Annotated in this window: 19 protein-coding genes; 12 read left to right on the top strand and 7 right to left on the bottom strand. The window is 69.2% G+C overall.

Annotated elements, in window-relative coordinates; all coding sequences use genetic code 11:
• Positions 1 to 12: 12 nt before the first annotated feature.
• The 5 genes from IG08_RS0110460 to IG08_RS0110440 all read left to right on the top strand — a co-directional run bounded on the left by IG08_RS0110460 (position 13) and on the right by IG08_RS0110440 (position 5,169).
• Complete coding sequence (locus IG08_RS0110460) at positions 13 to 939, top strand: VOC family protein (RefSeq protein WP_030599245.1); 927 nt, start codon at positions 13 to 15, stop codon at positions 937 to 939.
• 4 nt (positions 940 to 943) lie between these two features.
• Positions 944 to 2,602, top strand: coding sequence for a bifunctional 3-(3-hydroxy-phenyl)propionate/3-hydroxycinnamic acid hydroxylase MhpA (gene mhpA / locus IG08_RS0110455; RefSeq protein ID WP_052424587.1), 1,659 nt, complete (start codon positions 944 to 946; stop codon positions 2,600 to 2,602).
• 53 nt (positions 2,603 to 2,655) lie between these two features.
• Positions 2,656 to 3,411, top strand: coding sequence for a CoA transferase subunit A (locus tag IG08_RS0110450; RefSeq protein WP_030599241.1), 756 nt, complete (start codon positions 2,656 to 2,658; stop codon positions 3,409 to 3,411).
• A complete protein-coding gene (locus IG08_RS0110445; RefSeq protein WP_030599238.1) occupies positions 3,411 to 4,064 on the top strand; it encodes a CoA transferase subunit B in 654 nt (217 codons plus the stop codon). The genes IG08_RS0110450 and IG08_RS0110445 overlap by 1 nt, the downstream gene beginning before the upstream one ends.
• 196 nt (positions 4,065 to 4,260) lie before the next feature.
• Positions 4,261 to 5,169 (top strand): NADP-dependent oxidoreductase, encoded by a 909-nt coding sequence (locus IG08_RS0110440; RefSeq protein WP_030599236.1) that lies wholly within the window; start codon positions 4,261 to 4,263, stop codon positions 5,167 to 5,169.
• Positions 5,170 to 5,408: 239 nt separating this feature from the next.
• Here the strand turns inward: IG08_RS0110440 and IG08_RS54050 are convergent, their stop codons facing one another.
• The 6 genes from IG08_RS54050 to IG08_RS0110410 form a co-directional block, all read right to left on the bottom strand.
• Positions 5,409 to 5,804: an antibiotic biosynthesis monooxygenase family protein gene (locus IG08_RS54050; protein WP_052424586.1), complete on the bottom strand. Its 396-nt coding sequence runs from the start codon at positions 5,802 to 5,804 to the stop codon at positions 5,409 to 5,411.
• Positions 5,801 to 6,175 carry an antibiotic biosynthesis monooxygenase family protein gene (locus IG08_RS0110430; RefSeq protein ID WP_030599232.1) on the bottom strand — a complete coding sequence of 125 codons (375 nt, stop codon included), beginning with the start codon at positions 6,173 to 6,175 and terminating at the stop codon, positions 5,801 to 5,803. Before IG08_RS0110430 ends, IG08_RS54050 begins: the two co-directional genes overlap by 4 nt.
• 22 nt (positions 6,176 to 6,197) lie before the next feature.
• Positions 6,198 to 7,118, bottom strand: coding sequence for a VOC family protein (locus tag IG08_RS0110425; RefSeq protein WP_030599230.1), 921 nt, complete (start codon positions 7,116 to 7,118; stop codon positions 6,198 to 6,200).
• A gap of 53 nt (positions 7,119 to 7,171) precedes the next feature.
• On the bottom strand, positions 7,172 to 8,020 hold the full coding sequence (locus tag IG08_RS0110420; protein WP_030599228.1) for a fumarylacetoacetate hydrolase family protein: 849 nt from the start codon (positions 8,018 to 8,020) through the stop codon (positions 7,172 to 7,174).
• Positions 8,021 to 8,073: 53 nt separating this feature from the next.
• Entirely contained in the window at positions 8,074 to 9,246 is a 1,173-nt protein-coding gene (locus tag IG08_RS0110415) for an acyl-CoA dehydrogenase family protein (RefSeq protein WP_030599226.1), read from the bottom strand.
• A 75-nt stretch (positions 9,247 to 9,321) separates the two neighbouring features.
• Positions 9,322 to 9,852 carry a flavin reductase family protein gene (locus IG08_RS0110410; RefSeq protein WP_043453884.1) on the bottom strand — a complete coding sequence of 177 codons (531 nt, stop codon included), beginning with the start codon at positions 9,850 to 9,852 and terminating at the stop codon, positions 9,322 to 9,324.
• Positions 9,853 to 9,986: 134 nt separating this feature from the next.
• On the opposite strand from IG08_RS0110410, the gene IG08_RS60025 reads away from it, so the two are divergent.
• Together IG08_RS60025 and IG08_RS0110395 are read left to right on the top strand one after the other, a co-directional pair.
• The gene (locus tag IG08_RS60025) at positions 9,987 to 10,139 is read left to right on the top strand and encodes a hypothetical protein (RefSeq protein WP_158812205.1); all 153 of its coding nucleotides are present in this window, start codon (positions 9,987 to 9,989) and stop codon (positions 10,137 to 10,139) included.
• A 122-nt stretch (positions 10,140 to 10,261) separates the two neighbouring features.
• Positions 10,262 to 10,819 (top strand): pyridoxamine 5'-phosphate oxidase family protein, encoded by a 558-nt coding sequence (locus IG08_RS0110395; RefSeq protein WP_030599222.1) that lies wholly within the window; start codon positions 10,262 to 10,264, stop codon positions 10,817 to 10,819.
• Between the two features lie 341 nt (positions 10,820 to 11,160).
• On the opposite strand, the gene IG08_RS0110390 is transcribed toward IG08_RS0110395, so the two are convergent.
• Complete coding sequence (locus IG08_RS0110390) at positions 11,161 to 12,207, bottom strand: LacI family DNA-binding transcriptional regulator (protein WP_030599219.1); 1,047 nt, start codon at positions 12,205 to 12,207, stop codon at positions 11,161 to 11,163.
• Positions 12,208 to 12,454: 247 nt separating this feature from the next.
• Between IG08_RS0110390 and IG08_RS0110385 the strand changes: the two genes are divergently transcribed.
• The 5 genes from IG08_RS0110385 (at position 12,455) to IG08_RS0110365 (ending at position 20,960) form a co-directional block, all read left to right on the top strand.
• On the top strand, positions 12,455 to 13,768 hold the full coding sequence (locus IG08_RS0110385; RefSeq protein WP_030599217.1) for an ABC transporter substrate-binding protein: 1,314 nt from the start codon (positions 12,455 to 12,457) through the stop codon (positions 13,766 to 13,768).
• A gap of 95 nt (positions 13,769 to 13,863) precedes the next feature.
• Complete coding sequence (locus IG08_RS0110380) at positions 13,864 to 14,748, top strand: carbohydrate ABC transporter permease (RefSeq protein ID WP_030599216.1); 885 nt, start codon at positions 13,864 to 13,866, stop codon at positions 14,746 to 14,748.
• A gap of 16 nt (positions 14,749 to 14,764) precedes the next feature.
• Positions 14,765 to 15,652 (top strand): carbohydrate ABC transporter permease, encoded by an 888-nt coding sequence (locus tag IG08_RS0110375; RefSeq protein WP_030599214.1) that lies wholly within the window; start codon positions 14,765 to 14,767, stop codon positions 15,650 to 15,652.
• A gap of 67 nt (positions 15,653 to 15,719) precedes the next feature.
• The gene (locus IG08_RS0110370; RefSeq protein WP_030599212.1) at positions 15,720 to 18,305 is read left to right on the top strand and encodes an alpha-L-rhamnosidase; all 2,586 of its coding nucleotides are present in this window, start codon (positions 15,720 to 15,722) and stop codon (positions 18,303 to 18,305) included.
• A 114-nt stretch (positions 18,306 to 18,419) separates the two neighbouring features.
• Positions 18,420 to 20,960 carry a beta-glucosidase gene (locus IG08_RS0110365; protein ID WP_078655527.1) on the top strand — a complete coding sequence of 847 codons (2,541 nt, stop codon included), beginning with the start codon at positions 18,420 to 18,422 and terminating at the stop codon, positions 20,958 to 20,960.
• Positions 20,961 to 21,118 lie beyond the last annotated feature (158 nt).

The raw sequence follows: 21,118 nt of genomic DNA, 5'->3' as shown, positions 1-21,118 counted from the left end.
GGAGTCCCCGACATGGCACTGCACCGCCTGACCTCCATCACCATGGGGGTCCCGAACGTCGCCGAAACGGCCACGTACTACACGGATTTCGGCCTCACCCCCGACGGCGACGGCTGGTTCACCACACAGGACGCCGGACGCCAGCTGCACATCGTGCACGCTCCCACCCGCCGCCTGATCGAGGTGCGGGTCGGCGTCGACGACCCCGACGATCTGGCGGCCGCGGCCTCCCGGCTGGAGCGCATCGGAGTGCCGGGAGAGTCGAACGGCCCGTCGCTGACCGCGTACGACAAGGCCACCGGCGTGCGCGCCGTGCTGGAGATCGCGCCGCGCCTGGTCCAGCCGACCGTCCCCGCCACGCCGTACAACGGCCCCGGCCGCAGGGACCGTGTCGGCACGCGGGCCCCGGGCGTTCTGCGCTCCACCCCCGTCAGGCCGCGCAAGCTCGGGCACGCCGTGGTCGGCACCACCGACTTCGACGCCACCACCGCGTTCTTCCGCGACGGCCTCGGCTTCAAGGCAAGCGACTACATCAAGGACAACGGCGCATTCCTGCGCTGCTCCACCGACCACCACAACGTCCTCGTGCTCAAGGCGCCCGTCACCTTCCTGCACCACACGTCCTGGCAGGTCGACGACATCGACGACGTGGGGCGCGGCGCCACCGCGATGCTGGAGGGCCACCCCGAGCGCCACATCTGGGGCATGGGCCGCCACCACGCCGGATCCAACTTCTTCTGGTACCTCAAGGACCCGGCCGGCAACTTCTCCGAGTACTACTCCGACATGGACTGCGTCGTCGACGACCAGCTGTGGACCCCCGAAGTCCTCGAAGGCGCCAAGGGGCTGTTCAGCTGGGGCCCGCCGCCGCCCCCTTCCTTCCTCCACCCCGAGGACCTCGCCGCCCTCATGACCGGCACCCACAGTGCGGAGAGGTGACCCGATGACCAGACGCACAGAACCCAAGGCGCACACGTACGACGTGGCCGTCGTCGGCTTCGGGCCCGTCGGCCAGATGCTGTCCCTGCTCCTGGCCGGTGCCGGGCACGACGTCCTCGTACTCGAACGTTGGCCGGAGCCCTACGACCTGCCGCGCGCCGTGCACTTCGACGACGAGATCGGCCGGATCTTCCAGGCCGCCGGTGTCGGCGAGCAGGTCAGGGCCGTCACCGAGCCGGTGCCCGACCACTACGAGTGGCGCAACCGCGACGGCGACGCCCTGCTCCGCATCGACTGGTCCGGCACCGGCCCCTCCGGCTGGCCCACCGCCAACTTCTTCTCCCAGCCCGACCTGGAAGCCGTCCTCACCTCGGCGGTGGCAGAGCAGAGCGGCGTCACGCTGCTGCGCGGGCACGAGGTCGTCGCCCTGGACGAGGGCGACGACCACGCACGGATCACGGCGCGCACAGCCACCGGCGAGGCACGGACGTTCCAGGCCCGCTACGTCGTCGGCGCCGACGGGGCCAACAGTTTCGTGCGCTCCCACATGGGCACCACGGTCACCGACCTCGGCTACTTCTACGACTGGCTCATCATCGATGTCCTGCCGCAGGAGGCCGACGCCGTCTGGTCGCCGATGAACTGGCAGCTGTGCGACCCGAAACGGCCCACCACGATCGTCTCGGGCGGCCCCGGCAGGCGTCGCTGGGAGTTCATGCGCCTGCCCGGGGAAAGCGTCGAGGACCTCAACACCCTCGACACCGCCTGGAACCTGCTGGCGTCGTGGGGACGCACCCCGGACAACACCGTCATCGAGCGGCACGCCGTCTACACGTTCCAGGCCCGCTGGGCCGACACCTGGCGCGAGGGGCGGCTGCTGCTCGCCGGCGACGCCGCACACCAGATGCCGCCGTTCGCCGGGCAGGGCATGTGCTCCGGGCTGCGCGACGCGATCAATCTTGCCTGGAAGCTCGGCCTGGTCCTCGACGGCACCGCGTCGCCCGCCCTGCTGGACACCTACACGAGTGAGCGCCGCGCCCACGTCCAGCACGCCATCGGCATGTCGAGGGCTCTGGGTCAGGTCATCTGCGTCCCCGACGAACAGGAGGCCGCCCAGCGGGACGCCCGCATGATCGCCGCCGGGGCCGACCCGGCCCGGGTCCTGCCGGACATGCCCCCACCAGTACTCGGCGACGGTGTGCTGCAGCGTGGCCCGGACGGCGTCGGTCGAGCCGAAACCGTCGGACACCTCACCCCTCAGTACCGTATCGGGCGCCTGAGCGAGACCGCCCTGCTCGACGAGATCACCGGTGGCGGGTTCGTCATCCTGGCCGACGGCGATGCGGCGTGTGCCGAACTCGACTCCTCGGACCGGGAGTTCCTCGACCGCATCGGCGCGAGGGTCCTCCCGCTGTACTCCCCGGGCACCCCGGACGTGGAGTACACGGACATCGACGACGCCTACCTTCCGCACCTACGCGAGCACGCCCACGTCGCGGCCGTCATCCGGCCCGACTTCTACCTCTTCGGAGCGGCGGGGACACCCCTCGAACTCCACCGGATCATCGGCCAGTTGAGGGAACGCCTCCGTCTCCTCCCGCCCGGCACCACAAGCCTGCCGGCCGCCCCGCGCGAACAACTCGCCGCGGCGTCCGACAGCTGACCCGGCCCCACCCGGGATCACGTACCCCAGGGTCACGCACAAGGAAGACACACATGGACAAGACAGTGGCCACCGCCGAGGAGGCCGTCGCCGACATCGGTGACGGATCCTCCCTCGCCGTAGGGGGGTTCGGACTCTGTGGCATGCCCGAGACGCTGATCCGTGCGCTCCACGCGCAAGGGGCCGGCGCCCTGGAGGTCGTCTCCAACAACTGCGGCGTCGACGACCGCGGCCTCGGCATCCTGCTCACCGCCGGGCGCATCGCCCGAGTCACCGGCTCGTACGTGGGGGAGAACCAGGAGTTCGCCCGCCAGTACCTCAGTGGTGAGCTGGAAGTCGAGCTCACCCCGCAGGGCACCCTCGCCGAACGCCTGCGCGCGGGCGGCGCCGGCATCCCCGCCTTCTACACCCCGGCCGGCGTCGGTACCCAGGTCGCCGAGGGCGGACTGCCCTGGCGCCATGCCGCCGACGGGACCGTTGCCCTCGCCTCGCCGGCCAAGGAAGTTCGCGGTTTCAACGGCTCCTCCTACGTCCTGGAGCGCGGCATCACCACCGACTACGCCCTCGTACGCGCCGCGCGCGGCGACCGGCACGGCAACCTCGTCTTCGACAAGGCGGCCCGCAACTTCAACCCGCTCGTCGCCATGGCGGGCCGTGTCACGGTCGCCGAGGTCGAGGAGCTCGTGGAACCGGGTGAACTCGACCCGGCCGAGGTGCAGTTGCCGGGCGTGTTCGTCCAGCGGGTGCTGGCTCTGACCCCGGCGCAGACCGCCGACAAGCAGATCGAGAAGAGGACGGTGCGCGCCTGATGGCCTGGACCCGAGACGAAATGGCCGCACGTGCCGCCACCGAACTGCGCGACGGCGACTACGTCAACCTGGGCATCGGCCTACCGACCCTGGTGCCCAACCACGTGCCCGGCGACATCCACGTCGTCCTCCAGTCGGAGAACGGCATCCTCGGCGTCGGCCCGTACCCCGTCGAGGCCGATGTCGATCCGAACCTGATCAACGCGGGCAAGGAGACCGTCACGGTTCTGCCCGGTGCCTCGTACTTCGACTCCGCGCTCTCCTTCGGCATGATCCGCGGCGGCCACATCGACACCGCGATCCTCGGCGCCATGCAGGTCTCCGCAGGCGGCGACCTCGCCAACTGGATGATCCCCGGCAAGATGGTCAAGGGCATGGGCGGCGCCATGGACCTGGTGCACGGCGCCCGCCGCGTCATCGTGCTCATGGACCACACCGCCAAGGACGGCACCCCCAAGATCGTCCAGGAGTGCACGCTGCCGCTCACCGGCCGCGCCTGCGTCCACCGTGTCATCACCGACCTCGCTGTCATGGATGTGGGCGAAGAAGGCCTGGTCCTCGTCGAGACCGCGCCCGGTGTCACCGTCGAGAAGGTCATTGCCGCCACCGCTGCTCCACTGCGCGTGAGCGTGGGTGCCACCGCGCATCCCTGACTGCCCCCCTCGCAGCCTTGTGAGCATCGCCCCCAACTCCCACGGACGCACTGGCAACACCCCGCCGCCGGTGGGAAACCACGATCTCCGCCATGCCGAGCCAACCGAGCCTGGTGGCCATTCCGGCAAAGGCCGAGCAACGGAGGCGCCCGCTTCCTCTCTCCCCACCGATTCCCCCACCGAAATGAGGACGTTCATGCGTGCCGTGGTCATGGAGAAGTTCGGCGCCCCCTCTGTGCTGGTCCCGGCCGAGCTGCCGGTGCCCGAGCCAGGACCCGGACAGGTCCGGGTGCGTGTCGCGGCAGCGGGGGTCAACCCCATCGATGCCAGGATCCGCTCCGGCTCGATGAAGCACATGTTCCCCACCCCACTGCCCGCCGTGCTCGGTATGGACATCGCGGGCACCGTCGACGCCCTCGGCTCCGGCGTCACCGACTGGTCCGTCGGCCAGGAGGTACTCGGTTGGGCAGAGGGCGGCGGTTACGCCGAGTACGCCCTGGCCACGGCCGTGGTGGCCAAGCCCGGCGCCTTCAGCTGGGAGCAGGCCGCCGCGCTGCCCTCGGTGGGGGAGACCGCTCAGCGTGCTCTGCGGGTGCTGGCGCCCGAGCCGGGACAGACGCTGCTGGTACACGGGGCCTCCGGCGCGGTGGGAAGCCTGGTGGTCCAGCTCGCCAAGGCGCGCGGAATACGCGTGATCGGCACCGCGCGGGCGGAGAACCATGCCTACCTCACCGCCCTGGGCGCGGAGCCCGTCGCGTACGGTGAGGGGCTGGTCGACCGGGTGCGTGAGCTCTCGCCGCAGGGCGTGGACGCGGTGCTCGACGCGGCGGGAGCCGGTGTGCTGCCGGACTCTCTGAGGCTGTGTCCCGCTGAGCGCGTTCTCACCATCGCCGACATGACGTTCGCCGAACATGGAGTGCGCTTCTCCCGCGGCGGCGGCACCGAGGAACCCGATGTGGCCGCGCTCGGCGAAGCCGTACACCTTGTCGCGGCCGGAGAGCTGACGGTCCATGTGGCGGGTACCTACCCGTTGGCGGAGGCCGCGACCGCCCACCGGGACACGGAGAACGGCCATGCGCCCGGCAAGCTGATCCTGTTGCCCTGAGAGCTCCCCTGAGACGACGAGCCCGCCGGCAGGAGCGCCGGCGGGCTCGTCTCTTCCGTCTCCGTCCGCCGCTCCTTCTTGTCGCGTTGTGCCGATAGCGACTGCGGCAGTGCCTGGTGCCCGGAGTTGCGGGCCCTGGCCGGCGTGGCCTGCGGGACGGCACCGGCGCACGGCCATCACGTGCGCTTCGTGGCAGGCGTCCGGGCGGCAGCGCCTCAGCTGCCGCCCGGACGCCGCGCTCATGCCACGCAGATGCCTTCGACCGCTTCCTTGCTGAGCAGTTGTCGCGTGCAGTAGGTGCCGGGCGGGTAGTCCGACGCGATGGCCGCGAACTCGGGGGCGGTGACGGCCGCGAGGAGTGCGGAGGGGGATTCCCACACGGCCAGGTTGACGAGAGTGCGTCCGTCCCCGAGCGCCCTGTGCATCTGGGCGCCGATGCAGCCGGGCCGGGTCATCATGTACTCCGCGTGCAGCCGCCAGTGCTCGATGACCTCGTCCTGTGCGCCCGGCGGGACGACCAGGATGTCGAGGAGGGTGCAGGGGCCGCCGTCGAGGCCCACCTGGGTCGCGAAGTCCTGGCCGGGATCGAGTTCGGCGAAAGCGATGCTCGCCGGGTCCCTGGCATCGGATGTCATGCGACACACACTCCGGCCACCGCCACCTTGCGTACCAGGATCGGGTAGGCGAGGGAGCCGTCCGGGTAGAGCGTCAGCGTTTTCTGGAACTCCTCCTGCATGAACGCGTTCTTGAGGGAGGTCAGAGTCTCCCAGACGGCCACGTTCGTCAGGATGTGGCTGCCGCCGATGCCGCGGTGCAGCTGCGCGGAGATGAAGCCGGGCTGCGCCTTCATGACGAAGGAGTCCTGGCGCCAGACGTCGATGACCTTGTCGATCTGCCCTTCGGGGGCGAGGAAGGTGTTGATGATGGTGACGGGCTGTCCGTCGTCCGGGCCCATCAGCTGCCCCATGAACGGCGACGAGGGGTCGAGGTCCTTGAGCTCGATCATGTGAAATCCTTTGTTCAGGTGGCTAGTTGTTGTGGGTGTCGGTCATCAGTCCGGCCAGGTCGTCGGGCTTGATGAAGGACGGCGGCGGAGGCGGCCCCCAGTTGAACAGGCCCTTGGCGCCCTCGAAGACCTCCGGCTTCCACAGCTGGTCGTCGAGGATGCAGTCCAGGTCTGAGTAGTACTCGGAGAAGTTGCCGGCCGGGTCCTTCAGATACCAGAAGAAGTTGGACCCGGCGTGGTGCCGGCCAAGGCCCCACACATGCCGTTCGGGGTGGTCCTCCAGCATGGCCTTGGCACCTCGGCCGACCTCGTCCACGTCGTCGACCTGCCAGGAAGTGTGGTGCAGGAACGCCACTGGTGCGGAGAGCACGAGGACGTTGTGGTGGTCGGTGGAGCAGCGCAGGAAGGCGCCCACGTCGCCCATCAGGTCGGACACCTTGAAGCCGAGGCCGTCGCGGAAGAAACCGGTGGTGGCTTCGAAGTCGGTCGTGCCCAGGACCGCGTGACCCAGCTTCCGGGGCTGGACAGGTCCTTCGCGCAGGGTGCCGGGGGCGCGGGTTCCCCTGCGCTCGGTGCGGCCGGGGCCGTTGTAGGGGGTGGGCGGGGTCTCCGGCTGCGTGACGCGGGGCTCGACGCGAAGGACGGCGCGGACGCCGGTGATCTTCTCGTACGCGATGAGGGTGCCGGCCTCCTGCTGGGAGTGGATGCCGAGCCGGTCGAGCCGGGCGGCGACCTCGGCGAGGTCGTCGGGGGTGTCGACGCCGATGACGATCTCGACGAGGCGGCGGGTGGGCGTGTGGACGACGCGCAGCTGGCGCCCTCCGTCACGTGTGCTGAACCAGCCGTCCGACCCGGGGGTGAGCCCGAAGTCGGTGTAGTAGGCGGAGGTCTGGGTCGTGTTGGGGACTCCCATGACGATCGAGGACAGACGGTGCAGGGCCATTCGGAACTCCTGGACGCGGGAAGTGCGCGGGTGGGGGGTGGGCCGGGCCGGGCTCAGGCGCGGAAGGTCTGGCGCAGTTCGCCGATGCCCTGGACGTGGCTGACGAGGACGTCGCCGTCGGCGAGCCAGCGCTGCGGGGTGCGGCCCATCCCGACGCCCGCGGGGGTGCCGGTGAAGACGACGTCACCGGGGAACAGCGGGAGGATGGCCGACAGCCGGGCGATCAGGGCGGGCACGGAGAAGATGAGATCGCGGGTCCGGCCCTTCTGGACCTCTTCACCGTTGATCGAGCAGCCCAGTTCGAGGTCGTCGCTGTCTGCCAGAGCGTCAGGGGTGACCAGGTACGGGCCCATCGGGGAGAACCCCGGGAAGGACTTACCCAGGCCGAACTGGGGGGGGGCCGGACCGGTGAGTTGAGTGATGCGCTCGGAGATGTCCTGGCCCACGGTGAGGCCGGCGACGTACAACCAGGCGTCGTCCTCGCCGACCTGGTAGGCCGGCTCGCCGATGACGGCGACGAGTTCGACCTCCCAGTCCGTGTTTCCTCCCTCCGGCAACCGGACCTCGGTGATCGGCCCGGTGATGCTGGAGGCGTACTTGGTGAACACCGGCGGCAGGGTGTCGGGTACCTCGAAGCCGGACTCGGCGGCGTGCGCGCGGTAGTTGAGCCCCACCGCGAGCACCTGGCGCGGCGCGGGGGCGGGCGAGCCGAGGTCCTCGGCGGCGAAGGACCGACCGGCCGACAGGTCGGCACCGGCCGCCCACGCACGGAAGGCGCTCCAGCGCTCGTAGACGCCCTGGGGGTCGGGACCGAACCGGCCGTCGCTGGCCTGCTCGACGTCGACGGCGGTGCCGTCGTCCGTGATGATGACAAGACGCCCGGACAGATTGGCGGTACGCACGTGCTGCTCCTCTGGGGGATGGGGGTGCGGTGTGACCCGATCAGGTGACCTGGTCACACGAGGGGGGTGATCTTCTCGTCGATGCCGAGCAGGGCCTTGCCGTAGACCTCCATCGCGACGGTCGGCGCGGCGACCGCGTGGCGGCCGGCGGTGTTGGCGTCCCGCCAGATCCGCTGCAGGGGGTTGACCTCGGCGAAGGAGGCGGCACCGTGCACGCTGACGAGCGTGTTGATCGCTTCGAGCACGTTCTGGATGGCCCAGCCGGTGTCCGCGCGCACCCGGGCACGATCGGTGAAGTCGAGGTAGACACCGTCCTGTGCGGCCTGGTCGATCGACGCGGCGGCGCGCTCGGCGTGCAGCGTGGCGGTGTCGATCCGCAGAGCCGCCTCGGCGATCTGCATCTGCACGGCGACCGACTCGGCCTGGGTCTCGTAGAAGGTGTACGAGATCGGCTTGCGGGAGGCCTTCTCCGTCACGTACTTCAGCGCTGCCCGGCCCAGGCCCAGTTGGGGCCCGGCCAGGACGAGGGCGAGGACCGGGACGAAGGCCGAGCGCGACAGGACCTCGTCCGCGTGCTCCGTCGGGAAGTCGCCCTCGATGGCGGCGGGCACGGACATGACCCGGTGTTCGGGGACGAAGATGTCCTCGGCGATCAGGCAGTTGCTCGCGGTGCCCTTCATGCCCGCCACGAACCAGGTGTCCTCCAGGGAGAGGTGGGCGCGGGGCGCGAGGACCAGTCCCTGGTCGACCACGGTGCCGTTGTCGTCCGTGAGAGGTACGCCGAGCACGGCCCAGTCGGAGTGCGGGGAGCCGGAGTTGTAGTACCAGCGGCCCGAGACCTGCCAGCCGCCGTCGACCTTGGTCGACGTGGCGGTGGGGGTGAGCACGCCGGTGACCCGGGCGTCCGGGTTGGCGCCGAACACGTCGTCCTGGGCCTTGGAGGGGAAGAGGCTGGTGAGCCAGTTGCAGACGTTGACGAGGGCGACCACCCAGGAGGTGGAGCCGTCGCCCTCGGCCAGTGCGGCCGACACGTCGATCATCGTGCGCACGGACGTCTGGTGACCGCCGTACCGCTGGGGCGTGGCGAGCTTGAACAACCCGGCTTCGGCGATGGCGTCGATCACCGGGTCGGGCACCCGGCGGTCGGTCTCGGTGGCCGCGGCATGCTCGCGCAGCAGCGGCTGCAGGGACACGGCACGGGCGACGAGGTCTTCGTGAGTCGTCATCGGGGACGCTCTTTCTGTCGGACGGCGGGCTGTCGTGCGGCGGTACGGGAGTCCGGGGCCGGAGCAGGAGGGGAGTCAGCGTGCGAATGCGGCGACGTGTTCGCGGATGGTGTGGCGCGTGCGGTCGGCATAGGCCGAGTGGGTTCCGAAGGTGCGGTATCCGTAGACGAGCGGTGCCGCCTGAGTGGTCCTGGCATGCAGGACGGCGCCGAGCAGCAGCAGGTGATCACCGCCCTCCACGACGTCGCTCACCTCGCACGCCAGCCAGCCCGGCGCCGAGTCGAGGCGGGGCAGGCCGTGGTCGAAGTGCCAGTCCACGCCGGCGAACCGGTCGGCCCCACGGCGCGCGAACGTCACAGCAAGGTCGTCCTGGGCCTGGCCGAGCACGTTGACGCCGAAGCGTCCGGTCGTCGTGATGCGAGACAGGACTCCGGAAGCGCGGTCGAGAGCCACGGTGACCATGGGAGGCCGTAGCGACAGCGACGCGAAGGCACTGACCGTCGTGCCGTGGGGGAGACCCTCTGCCGTCGCGGTGACGACCGTGACCGGGGCGCAGACGCCTGCCATGAGATCACGGAACTCCTGCTGAGCAGGGGCGGCGACCATGTGGGATCTCCATTCATCATGATGATTATGGTGATGCTGCATGTTGGTTTCGCGGGACGTCAAGAGGTTGGGACGGTATTCGGCATGGTGAATTGGCCATGTTTGACGATGTTCGGTCAGAGGATGGAGGAGCTGTGACGGCACGGGGTGGGCGCGTTCGGCGTGGGGAGCGACGTGGCCGCTGCAGGCTGCACACCGCGCTGGTTGACACCCTCGACAAGCGCGACGAGGACGCCGTCATGTGGCTCGTCGCGGAACGCGACGGGACGGCCGTCGACCTGGATTGATTCCGGGATGTCGGCGGCCGCCGAAGCGACTGGGCGCACGTGTCTTGCATAGAAGGACCATTGTCCTATTTGATCGGTCGCGTGGCCAGAGTCCGGCACACATCCCTCACAGTGGAGGCGTCATGCCGCGGACCGAACCGAACCTGGAGCAGATCGAGGAAGCCGTCGTGGATCTTCTCCGTACGGAGGAGATCGCCACCCTGGCCGTCCTGGACGGACACGGGTCACCGTCCGCGTCCACGATGCACATCGCCGCCGACGGGCTGCGCGTCTACATGCACACCTTTGCCCGTACCCGCAAGCGCTCGGAGATGGTCGACGACGGGCGCGTCAGCTACGTCGTCAACCACCTCCCGCCAGGTGGCTACGACGATCGCTTCGAGACCCGCTCCCTCCAGATCAAGGGGCAGGCGACCCTGGTGGTCGAGCCGGACGAGCTCGCCTTGGCCGCACGACTCAGCCGCGAGCAGTTTCCGTGGGCTGCTGACTCGGGGATGTTCGACCACGTCAAGGGCCCGGAGGAAGGACAGCAGGCGTTCTTCCGCATCGACCCCGTTCAGGCCGTGTGGGCGGACCACCGGGTGGGGCTGATGTGGCGGGCGATCCTCGACTTCACCGCCGACGGCAGGAAGCTGTCCGCCATGCGGCCCTACGCGGAACTCTTCGCTCCCCAGGGCTGATGCCGGGCGGCGAGCCGGTGCCGGAGCGTAGCCCCATGGGTCTGTCGCGTTCGCGACCTGCGGGGTCTCTGTGCCGGGATCTCGCACGCTCCGTCTGTGTGGTGACCGGTGCGCCGCCACCCTGCATTGAGCCTGGGAATGAAGAGCGCTGGAACTCGCCGACCGTTGTGGCTCCTACTCGGACAGGCGCCGCAACGCCACGTACCCCGCAGGTCGACAGCGGCCCCCACCCGGGCCCGCATGGCTGCCGCGACAACGTGCGGCCTGTTGAGCATGTTCGCGATCCTGCCCCAGGAAGCCTCACGCTTACCTGGCCACATCCATGCTGCCGGCCCTCCAACTCATGTCACCGTTCGTGGACCCGAGGTGCTGCTGCGGACGACGAGGCGAGGTGTCATCGTCGTCTGCATGGCGCGGTCGCGGTGACCCTCGACCCGCTCGATGAGCATCTTCGCGGCGGCGGCCCCCATGGTGTGGCCGGCCTGGTCGACGCTGGTGAGCTGCACGGGCGTCAGTGCGGCGAGGGCGGTGTTGTTGTAGCCGGCGAGGGACAGGTCGTCCGGGACGGTCAGGCCCAGTTCGTGTGCCGCGCGATAGACGCCGAGAGCTGCGACGTCCGCGCCGGTCATGATGGCCGAGGGCGGCTCCGGGCTGGTCAGCAGGCGCATCCCTGCTTTGTAACCGCCGTCGTCGGAGTAGGCGGCGTGGAAGACCTGCGCCCGGTCCGCCAGGTCATGACGTTCCATCGCCTCCAGGTATCCCTCGGTCAGCACGATTTCGGGGGTGCGCTTCCACAGGCTCGACTTGGTTCCGGGCGACGCCACCAGGGCGATCCTGCGGTGGCCGAGGGATACGAGGTGGTCCACGACGAGCCCCGCTCCGATGCCGTCCGCGTCCACGACCGAGTCGTGGACGTCGGCGCTGTCGTGGTGGCCGATGACGACGGTGGGGGTCGTGGAGGCCATGGCGAGTACTTCGCTGCGCGGTGTGCCGGGGGCGATCAGGATCAGGCCGTCCATCTGACGGTCCGCCATGGCGCGGATGGTTCTGGCCTGGTTGTCCGCACCGAATCCGGCCGCCCCGATCAGCACGGTGTAGTCGCTGTCGTGCAACTGGTCGCGGATGCCCTCGAGGATGTCGGCGAAGAACGAGTTGCGGATGTTGTCCAGCAGGACGCCGATCGTGTAGGTACGACCTCGCATGCCGCGTGCGGCGGCGTGCGGCCGGTAGTCCAGCTCGGCCATGGCGGCCCGGACCCGCTCCTGCATGGCGGCGCTGACCCCGTAGGCGTTGCGCAGCACTCTGGAGACCACGGCGGTGGACACGCCGGCGTGCTGAGCCACATCTGTGATCGTCACGCGCTTCTTCGGCTTCGGCGCCGTACTCATGCCTGGCAACCCCCGAGTCTTCGGTCATCCGTATAACGGTCTCCATGATGGCATGTGCCAGCCGGATGGCCCGCAATTCTTTTCTGCGAGGTTACGGCCCCATGTCTTGACGGAGCAGTGGGTGGAGTGCAGTGTAGTCCCCACTTCTCATAGAGAACGTTCTCTAAAACTTCTCTTGTTCGGGCCCTCGGCCCTGGACCCTCCCCACCCAACACCTGAAGCGTCATTGCCCGAGAGGGAGCCAGCTGTGAACGTTGATTCGTCCCGTGCCGCCAGAGCACGGATCACCGGCCTGACCGCCAGCGCCGCCGCCGTGGTCGTGTTCGTCTCCGCATGTGGCGGCACGGGTGGAGGCTCCGCCTCGCCCAAGAACTTCAGCTATCTCACGAACGTCGAGAACACCACGGTGAAGACGGCCCTGGGTACGTTGTCGAAGGGTGCGTGCGCGGCGGAGAACAAGACGCTGCCGCTGAAGGTGGACACCGTCCCGCAGACGAGTCTGGACCAGAAGCTGCAGCTGCTGGCCGGCCAGAACGCCCTGCCGGTGCAGTTCGCGGCGGGGAACGCCCCGGCCCTGACCGATCAGCTCTACAAGTCCGGCAAGATCGCCGACCTGGAGAAGAAGCTGAAGGATCTTGGCGTCTACGACCAGATCGAGCCCTCCGCCGTCTCCACTATCAAGGCGCTCTACGGCGGCAAGCTCGAGGTGCTGCCGTACGAGTACAACATCGAGGGGATCTTCTACAACAAGAAGATCTTCAGCGACAACGGGCTGTCGGTGCCCGCCACTTGGGACGAGCTGGTGTCTGCCGCGGCCAAGCTGGAGTCGAAGGGCATTCAGCCGTTCTCCGCCTCCGGTCAGCAGGGCTGGCCGATCACCCGGCTGGTCAGCGGCTACCTGTACCGCAGCCTGGGCCCGGACGCGCTGAAGGACGTCGCCGACGGCAAGGCCAAGCTGACCGACCCGGCCTACGTCAAGGCAGCCCAGGAGGTCGCGGACCTGGGTAAGAAGGGCTACTTCGGCAAGGGCGTCGGGTCGATCGACTACGACACGTCGACGAACACGTTCCTCTCCGGCAAAGCCGCCATGTTCTACATGGGCAGTTGGGTGCTGACGAACATCGCCGACCCGAAGCAGAACAAGGTGGGCGCCGAGAGCATCGGCTTCATGCCCTTCCCCGCGGTGTCCGGCGGCAAGGGGTCCATCGACCAGTACCCGTCCAACGTCGGCCTGGCGATGACCTTGGGCGACAGGACCTTCGACAGCAAGGTCGGCAACTGGGTGAAGTGCATCGGCACGAACTACGGCAGCGTCGCGCTGAAGGACCAGGGTTCCATCTCGGGCTTCAAGGCCAATACGCCCGTCAAGGACCCGAACGAGCTGACCTCGCAGGTCCGCAAGACCATCGGCGACTCGAAGCAGAACGTGCTGTGGTTCGAGGCTCTGTTCGGCACCAAGGCCACGACCGTGAGTCAGACCAACGCGGCGAGCCTGCTGAGCGGCAGCATGAGCGCGGAGGACTTCATGCAGACCGTGCAGGACGCGCTGTCCAGTCAGTGAATCCGGCGCTGTCGGCTCAGGAGCACCGGACGCACCGCTCCTGAGCCGCCGCCTCACCCGACAGGCTCGGCTTCCCAAAGAAGTGGACACCACCCATGCACCGCGTACTCGGTGACCGCAGGGCCATCGCGATCCTGATAGGTCCCGCCCTCCTCGTCTACTCCCTCATCATGCTGATCCCGATGGTGTGGTCACTGGGCTACTCCTTCACCAAGGGCAACACCATCGACGGCTTCACCGGCAACGGCGTCGCCAACTTCACCCGCCTCTTCGACGACCCCGCTGTCGGCGACGCGCTCTGGTTCACGCTCAAGTACGCCGTCGTCGTGACCATCGGACAGGTCCTCGCCGGCTACCTGCTCGCCCTGCTGTACGTCTTCTTCCTCAAGCGCGCCTCCGCGCTCGTCCGCACCCTGGCGTTCTTCCCGGTCGTCCTGCCTACCGTGGCCGTCGGCCTGCTCTTCCAGAAGCTCTTCCAGGTCGCCCCGCAGACCGGCCCCGTCAACTCGCTGCTCAACGCCGTCGGCCTGGAGTCCATCGACTGGTTCGGCACGGCCGGACACGCCTTCTGGGTCCTGGTCATCATGGACGTCTGGCGGTCGATGGGCTTCTACGCCGTCCTGCTCTTCGCGGGCCTGGTCGACATCCCCGAGGAGGTCCTGGAGTCCGCCCGCCTGGACGGGGCCTCGGGGCTTCGGCTGGTTCGCCACATCGTGATGCCGCTGTCGTTCCCGGTGCTGATGTCGTCCCTGATCTTCAGCATCAACGGAACGCTGAAGGTCTTCGACTCCATCGTCGCCCTCACCAACGGCGGCCCCGGCAGCGGCACCACCCCGCTGACCCTCTACATGTTCCAGACGTCGTTCACGTACAGCGACTACGGCTACGGAAGCACCATCGCCCTGCTGCTGACCGTGGTGTGTCTGCTGGTGACCCTGGTCGTCTTCCGCATCTCGCGGCGCGACCTCACGAAGGGCTGAAGTCATGGCAGTCGACATGCCTCTCACGAGCACGGCGGCCCGGGGCAACCATGCGTCGGGCGACTCCCGGCCACGGCGTCGTCGCTCCGGACGGATCTGGGTAAAGCTCGTCCTCGGCCTACTGCTCGTCGTCGAGATCTACCCGCTGCTGTGGATGTTCCTGACCTCGCTCAAGTCCAACAGCGACTACCTGAACAACTCCACCTGGAGCCTGCCGACGACGTGGGAGTGGGGCAACTACAGCGAGGCCTGGAGCACCGGCCACATCGGCCTGTACGTCCGCAACAGCCTGCTGGCCGTTCTCCCCTCGCTCGCACTGATCCTCCTGCTCGGCACCGCGGCCGGATTCGCCCTGCAGATCATGGTCTGGAAGGGCCGCAGCCTCACCCTCCTCATCTTCCTCGCGGGCATCATGGTGCCCTCCCAGATGATCCTGCTGCCCCTGTTCACGGTCTACTTCCAGGCCGGGCTGTCGGGCACCCTGTGGCCGCTGATCCTCACCTACACCGGCACCGGCCTCCCCCTGACCGTGTTCATGATGGCCACGTACTACAAGACGGTGCCCCGCGAGCTGTTCGAGGCGGCCACCATCGACGGCGCCGGCATCCTGCGCGCCTTCTGGACCATCAGCATCCCCATGGTCCGCAACGCCATCCTGACCGTCGGCCTGGTGCAGTTCTTCTTCATCTGGAACGACCTGCTGATCGCGCTGACCTTCACCAACAACCAGGACCTGCGCACCATCCAGGTCGGCCTGCTCAACTTCACCGGTGACTTCGGCGCCACTCAGTACGGACCGCTGTTCGCGGCCATCTGCATCAACGTCTTCGGCACGCTCGTGATCTACCTGTTCCTGAACCAGAAGGTCATGAAGGGCCTGACCGGAGGGGCCGTCAAGGGCTGAACCCGCCCAACTCCCCGCCCTCTGCCGGTCGTTCCACCGCCCACATCACGGAAGGTTCCCCCCATTGATGTCCCTTCAGCCTGCCCCGGTGTCGTTCGAGCACCTGCCCGACGGCCTCGGTATCGGCGTCGCCGAACCGCGCCTGTCGTGGTCACTGCCGTCCGGCACGGGTGCTCAGGACGGGTACGAGATCGAGCTCGACCGCGACGGCCGAGTCCACCGCACGGGTCGCATCGACGGCGCAGACCAGGTCTTCGTCCCGTGGCCCGGCGAGCCCCTCGCCTCCCGCGAACGTGTCACCGTCCGGGTGCGGATGTGGACAGGGTCCGGGGAGCCGTCCGGGTGGAGCCCGCCCAGCGTCGTGGAGGCCGGCCTGCTGGAGCCGGCCGACTGGTCGGCCGTCCCGGTCGGAGCCCCCTGGCCCGAGAATCCGGACAGCGACCGCCGTCCGGCCCGCGTCCGCAAAGACTTCACCCTCGTACGACCCGTCGCGCGCGCCCGCCTCTACATCACCGCGCACGGCCTGTACGAGGCGGAACTCAACGGTCACCGGGTCGGCGACGACGCGCTGTCCCCCGGCTGGACCGTCTACGGCCATCGCCTGCGCTACTACACCTACGACGTGACCGACCACCTCACCGAGGGCGCCAACACCCTCGGCGCCTGGCTCGGCGACGGCTGGTACCGCGGCCTCCTCGGCTTCGACGGCGGCACCCGCAACATCTACGGCACCGACCAGTCCCTCATCGCCCAACTCGAAGTCACCCACGACGACGGCACCACCACCGTCATCGCCACCGACAGGTCGTGGACCGCCGCGTTCGGGCCGATCCTCACCAGCGGTCTGTACGAGGGCGAGACCTTCGACGCCCGCCTCGACGACCCCGACTGGGCGACCCCCCAAGGCATGGGGGGCGGCACTCCCGTCACCGTGGGAAGCCGCGACCCCCGAACCTTCGTGGCCCCGCAGGGACCTCCGGTGCGCTGCACCCAGGAGGTCGCCCCGGTAACGGTCACCCGCAAGGACGACGGCCGCCACCTGCTCGACTTCGGCCAGAACCTCGTCGGCCGACTGCGCATCACCGTCGACGGACCGGCGGGCACGACCATCACCCTGCGCCACGCGGAAGTCCTGGAGGACGGTGAACTGGCCACGCGCCCGCTGCGCGGAGCCCAGGCCACCGACACGTACATCCTCGCCGGCGACGGCCCCCGTACCTGGCAGCCGCGGTTCACCCTGCACGGCTTCCGCCATGCCGAGATCACCGGCTGGCCGGGCGACCTCGCCGAGGGCGCCGTCACCGCGCTGGTCCACCACACCGACATGCGCCGCACCGGCTGGTTCGAGTGCAGCGACGACCTGGTCAACCGCCTGCACGAGAACGTCGTCTGGAGCATGCGCGGCAACTTCGTCGACATCCCCACCGACTGTCCGGCCCGCGACGAACGCCTCGGCTGGACCGGCGACCTGCAGGTCTTCGCGCCCACCGCGAGCTTCCTCTACGACTGCGCGGGCATGCTCGACTCCTGGCTCGCCGACGTGGCGGTCGAGCAACTCCCCGACGGGACCGTGCCCTGGTACGTGCCGGTCATTCCCGGCGGCCCGCAGTGGACGCCCATCCAGCCGGGCGCCGCCTGGGGCGATGTCGCCGCTCTCACTCCCTGGGTGCTCTACCAACGCTTCGGTGACCGCGAACTGCTCCGCCGGCACTTCGCCACGGGCCGCGCCTGGGTCGACCTGATAGACCGGCTCGCCGGGCCCGATCGCCTGTGGGACTCCGGCTATCAGCTGGGGGACTGGCTCGACCCCAGCGCCCCGCCGGACGACCCGGCCGCCACCCGCACCGACCGCTACCTCGTGGCCACCGGCTACTTCGCCTGGTCCGCCCGTCATCTCGCCTGGTCGGCAGGGGAGTTGGGCGACACGGAGGCGGCGCAGCGGTACGGCACGCTGGCCGAGGAGGTCGCCCAGGCATTCCGCGGCCGCTACGTCCTGCCGTCGGGCCGCATGACGAGCGACAGCCCCACCGCGTACTCCGTCGCTCTGGCCTTCGGTCTGTTCGACGATCCCGCGCAGCGCCAGTACGCCGGTGACCGGCTCGCCGCCCTGGTCCTGGAGGACAACGCCCGCATCGCGACCGGCTTCGTGGGTACGCCGCTGATCTGCGACGCGCTCACCGACACCGGCCACCTCGACGTCGCCTACCGGCTCCTCACGCAGACCGAGTGCCCGTCGTGGCTCTACCCGGTCACCCAGGGGGCGACGACGATCTGGGAGCGCTGGGACAGCCTGCGCCCCGACGGCACCCTCAACCCCGGCGGGATGACCTCCTTCAACCACTACGCCCTCGGCGCCGTCGCCGACTGGCTGCACCGCGTCGTGGGCGGCATGTCCGCCACCTCGCCCGGCTACCGCACCATCGCCTTCCGGCCTCGCCCCGGTGGCGGCATCACCTGGGCCAACACCCGCCACGAGACCCCGTACGGCACGGCTGCCCTGTCCTGGGAACTGACCGCGGTCGGCATGACGGCCCGCGTCACGGTGCCCGAGGGATGCCGGGGGACGGTGGAACTCCCCGGCCGCGAGCCCCTGGACGTGGGCCCCGGCGATCACGTCGTCGACACCGGCGGCCTCCGCCGGGACGCCGCGTAGAGACCCGGTGCCGGGCCGACCTGACACGGCCCGGCACTGTTCCGGCCCACCGCTGAACCACGCCGCAGCACCCCCTGAGCACCTTCACCTCCCGTCCGAAGGAGTACGGAAGTAATGAATCGCTTCAGAGGTATGACCCGCCGTCAGCTCGTGACCGCCGCAGTGCTGGGTACCGCCGGCGCCATGGCCACCGGGACTCCCGCCTTCGGAGCCGCACGGACCGAGCGGACCGCCCAGCCGTGGCGCAACACCGCCAAGTCGCCGGACTGGCGTACCGATTCCCTGCTGTCGGCGATGACCCACGACGAGAAGGTCATCCTCGTCACCGCATCAGAAGTCGCCGACTCCGAGCCCCTTGCGTACCTGGGCATCCCGGCGATGACGCGCGTGGACGCCTCGGACGGCCTCCGCGGCGACACGGGCGTGACGGCCTTCCCCGCACCGAACGCACTGGCCGCCACCTTCGACACCACGCTCGCGGAGAGGTACGGGCGGGCGATCGGCGCCGAGGCCCGCGCCAAAGGCTGGAACGTCCTGCTCGGCCCGACCCTCGACATCGACCGCAACCCCCGCAACGGCCGTGAGCCGGAGTCATACGGCGAAGACCCCTTCCTCAACGGTGCGATGGGCGCCGCCGTGGCGAAGGGCTTCCAGAAGAACCACGTCATCGCCCAGCTCAAGCACTTCACCGTCTACAACCAGGAGGACGGCCGCAGCTCCCTGGATGTCAGGGTCTCCGAGCGGGCATTGCGCGAGGTGTACTACCCGGCCTTCGAGCAGACGATCCGTGAGGGCGGCGCACTCTCGGTCATGGGCTCGTACCCCAAGGTCAACGGCGTCCACGCCTGCGAGAACGAGCACATCATCACCGCGCTGAAGAGGGATCTCGGCCTCAAGGGGTACCTGGGCACCGACTACCTCCCGTCGGGTGACCGGGTGGAGGAGTTCAAGGCAGGTGTCGATTCCGGTGCGCTTGTTCCGGACACTCCGAAGGAGGCCTTCTCCGACGGCCGTATCCCCGAGGAGCGCACCCATGACGCGGCCCGCCGCATGCTGTACGCGCTCTTCGCCTCCGGCGCCTTCGACCACCCGCTGCCCGCACCAGCCGACGTCGTGACCACGCCCGAGCATCAGGCGCTGGCCCGCGTGACGGGGGAGCAGGCCACGGTGCTGCTCAAGAACCGTGGCGGCATCCTCCCGCTGTCCAGGCGGAAGACCGTCGCCGTGATCGGACCCGCGGGCAAGGACGCCATCACGGGTGTCGAGGGTTCCTCCTACGTCACCCCCGGCGACTTCACGACGGCCGTGGACGCGATCAAGGCCAAGACCGGTGCCGACCGCGTACTCGTCGCACAGGGCTCGTACGGCGACGTGGCGCTGCCGGTCATCCCCGCCGCGGTCTTCACCACCCCCGACGGACAGCCGGGGCTGCACGCCGAGTTCTTCGCCGGCGAAGCCTTCGAAGGCGACCCGCTCGCCACCACGACCACCCCGAACGTCGACTTCCGCGACGGCACCCCGGTCGACGGCCTGCCGGCCCAGTGGTCGGCCCGCTGGACCGGCACCATCACCCCGCCCACCACCGGCCTGGTGCGCTTCTCGACGCTGCTGTCCGGCGCGGCGAAGCTCGTCGTCGACGGGGCGACGGTCTTCGACGGCTCCCGCGCACTCTGGGACTTCTTCTTCGCGCCGCAGGAGTACACCGTCGGCGGTGTCACCCGCCTCACCGCCGGCCGGCCCGTCGAGATCACCGTGGAGTACTCCACCAAGGACGCCGGCTTCTTCGGCCCGAGCATGAAGCTGTGCTGGCAGCCCGACTCGCTCATCCCGGAGGCCGTCGAAGCGGCGAGGAAGGCGGACGTCGCCGTGGTGTTCGTCAACAACTTCGCCGGTGAGGGGGTGGACCGCGACAACCTGAACCTGCCCGGCGACCAGAACCAGCTCATCGAGGCCGTGGCCGCTGCGAACCCCGACACCGTCGTCGTACTCAACACCTCGGGCCCGATGCTGATGCCCTGGCTGGACAAGGTGAAGGGCGTCCTCCAGGCCTGGTACCAAGGCGCCGCGACCGGCACGAGTATCGCGCGCGTCCTGTACGGGGACGCCGAACCGGGCGGCCGCCTCCCGGTCACCTTCCCCGCCGACGAGGAGCAGGGCCCGTCCAGGTACACGGGCCCGAAGAGCGGCGGGGCAGGCACCATCACGTACGACGAAGGCATATACGTCGGCTACAAGTGGTACGACGAGAACCACCAGAAGCCGCGGTTCCCCTTCGGCTTCGGCCTGTCGTACACCTCCTTCGCGTACGACAGGCTGCGCGTTGAAGGCATTGATCTCGCCGACGGGCGGGACACCGCGACAGTCCGGGTCGAGGTGCGCAACACCGGGCGGCGCACGGGCTCCGACGTGGTGCAGGTCTACATCGGGCACCTGCCGACCAGGACGGCCACCCCGGAGAGGCAGTTGGCCGGCTTCGCCCGGGTGTACCTGAAGGCCGGGGAACGGGAGACTGTCAAGGTCGAGATCGACCGCCGCAGGCTCTCGTACTGGGACGAGTCCAAGAGCCGTTGGGCCACCCCGACCGGCAGGGTCCCTGTCCATGTCGGCCGCTCCGCCACCGACATCAAGCTCGCCGGCAGCATCACAGTCAACTAGCCCCTGGAGCGCCCCCACTTCCCGGGCCGGCCCCCACGTCACCGCCCTGTTCGGGCGCGGGTGCCGGCCGGAAGCTCGGGGAACGCCTCATCACGGGCGGCACGTCCGATGAGGGCATGAGCATGTGCTCTCAGGGCTCGCCCAGATCGAACATGCGC

Origin of the sequence: Streptomyces fulvoviolaceus (genome assembly GCF_000718165.1) — a bacterium.
GTDB lineage: Bacteria > Actinomycetota > Actinomycetes > Streptomycetales > Streptomycetaceae > Streptomyces > Streptomyces fulvoviolaceus.
Note: the sequence above shows the minus strand (reverse complement) of the source record. Positions and strands in the feature narration are given on the sequence as shown.

Bases quoted from the DNA above. Each gene is read 5' to 3' on its own strand.
- IG08_RS0110460 (WP_030599245.1), top strand. From the start codon at position 13: ATGGCACTGCACCGCCTGACCTCCATCACCATGGGGGTCCCGAACGTC.
- IG08_RS0110365 (WP_078655527.1), top strand. From the start codon at position 18,420: ATGAATCGCTTCAGAGGTATGACCCGCCGTCAGCTCGTGACCGCCGCA.
- IG08_RS0110375 (WP_030599214.1), top strand. From the start codon at position 14,765: ATGCCTCTCACGAGCACGGCGGCCCGGGGCAACCATGCGTCGGGCGAC.
- IG08_RS0110390 (WP_030599219.1), bottom strand. From the start codon at position 12,207: ATGAGTACGGCGCCGAAGCCGAAGAAGCGCGTGACGATCACAGATGTG.
- mhpA (WP_052424587.1), top strand. From the start codon at position 944: ATGACCAGACGCACAGAACCCAAGGCGCACACGTACGACGTGGCCGTC.
- IG08_RS0110445 (WP_030599238.1), top strand. From the start codon at position 3,411: ATGGCCTGGACCCGAGACGAAATGGCCGCACGTGCCGCCACCGAACTG.
- IG08_RS0110395 (WP_030599222.1), top strand. From the start codon at position 10,262: ATGCCGCGGACCGAACCGAACCTGGAGCAGATCGAGGAAGCCGTCGTG.
- IG08_RS0110440 (WP_030599236.1), top strand. From the start codon at position 4,261: ATGCGTGCCGTGGTCATGGAGAAGTTCGGCGCCCCCTCTGTGCTGGTC.
- IG08_RS0110370 (WP_030599212.1), top strand. From the start codon at position 15,720: ATGTCCCTTCAGCCTGCCCCGGTGTCGTTCGAGCACCTGCCCGACGGC.
- IG08_RS0110450 (WP_030599241.1), top strand. From the start codon at position 2,656: ATGGACAAGACAGTGGCCACCGCCGAGGAGGCCGTCGCCGACATCGGT.
- IG08_RS0110425 (WP_030599230.1), bottom strand. From the start codon at position 7,118: ATGGCCCTGCACCGTCTGTCCTCGATCGTCATGGGAGTCCCCAACACG.
- IG08_RS0110410 (WP_043453884.1), bottom strand. From the start codon at position 9,852: ATGGTCGCCGCCCCTGCTCAGCAGGAGTTCCGTGATCTCATGGCAGGC.
- IG08_RS0110415 (WP_030599226.1), bottom strand. From the start codon at position 9,246: ATGACGACTCACGAAGACCTCGTCGCCCGTGCCGTGTCCCTGCAGCCG.
- IG08_RS0110380 (WP_030599216.1), top strand. From the start codon at position 13,864: ATGCACCGCGTACTCGGTGACCGCAGGGCCATCGCGATCCTGATAGGT.
- IG08_RS0110430 (WP_030599232.1), bottom strand. From the start codon at position 6,175: ATGATCGAGCTCAAGGACCTCGACCCCTCGTCGCCGTTCATGGGGCAG.
- IG08_RS54050 (WP_052424586.1), bottom strand. From the start codon at position 5,804: ATGACATCCGATGCCAGGGACCCGGCGAGCATCGCTTTCGCCGAACTC.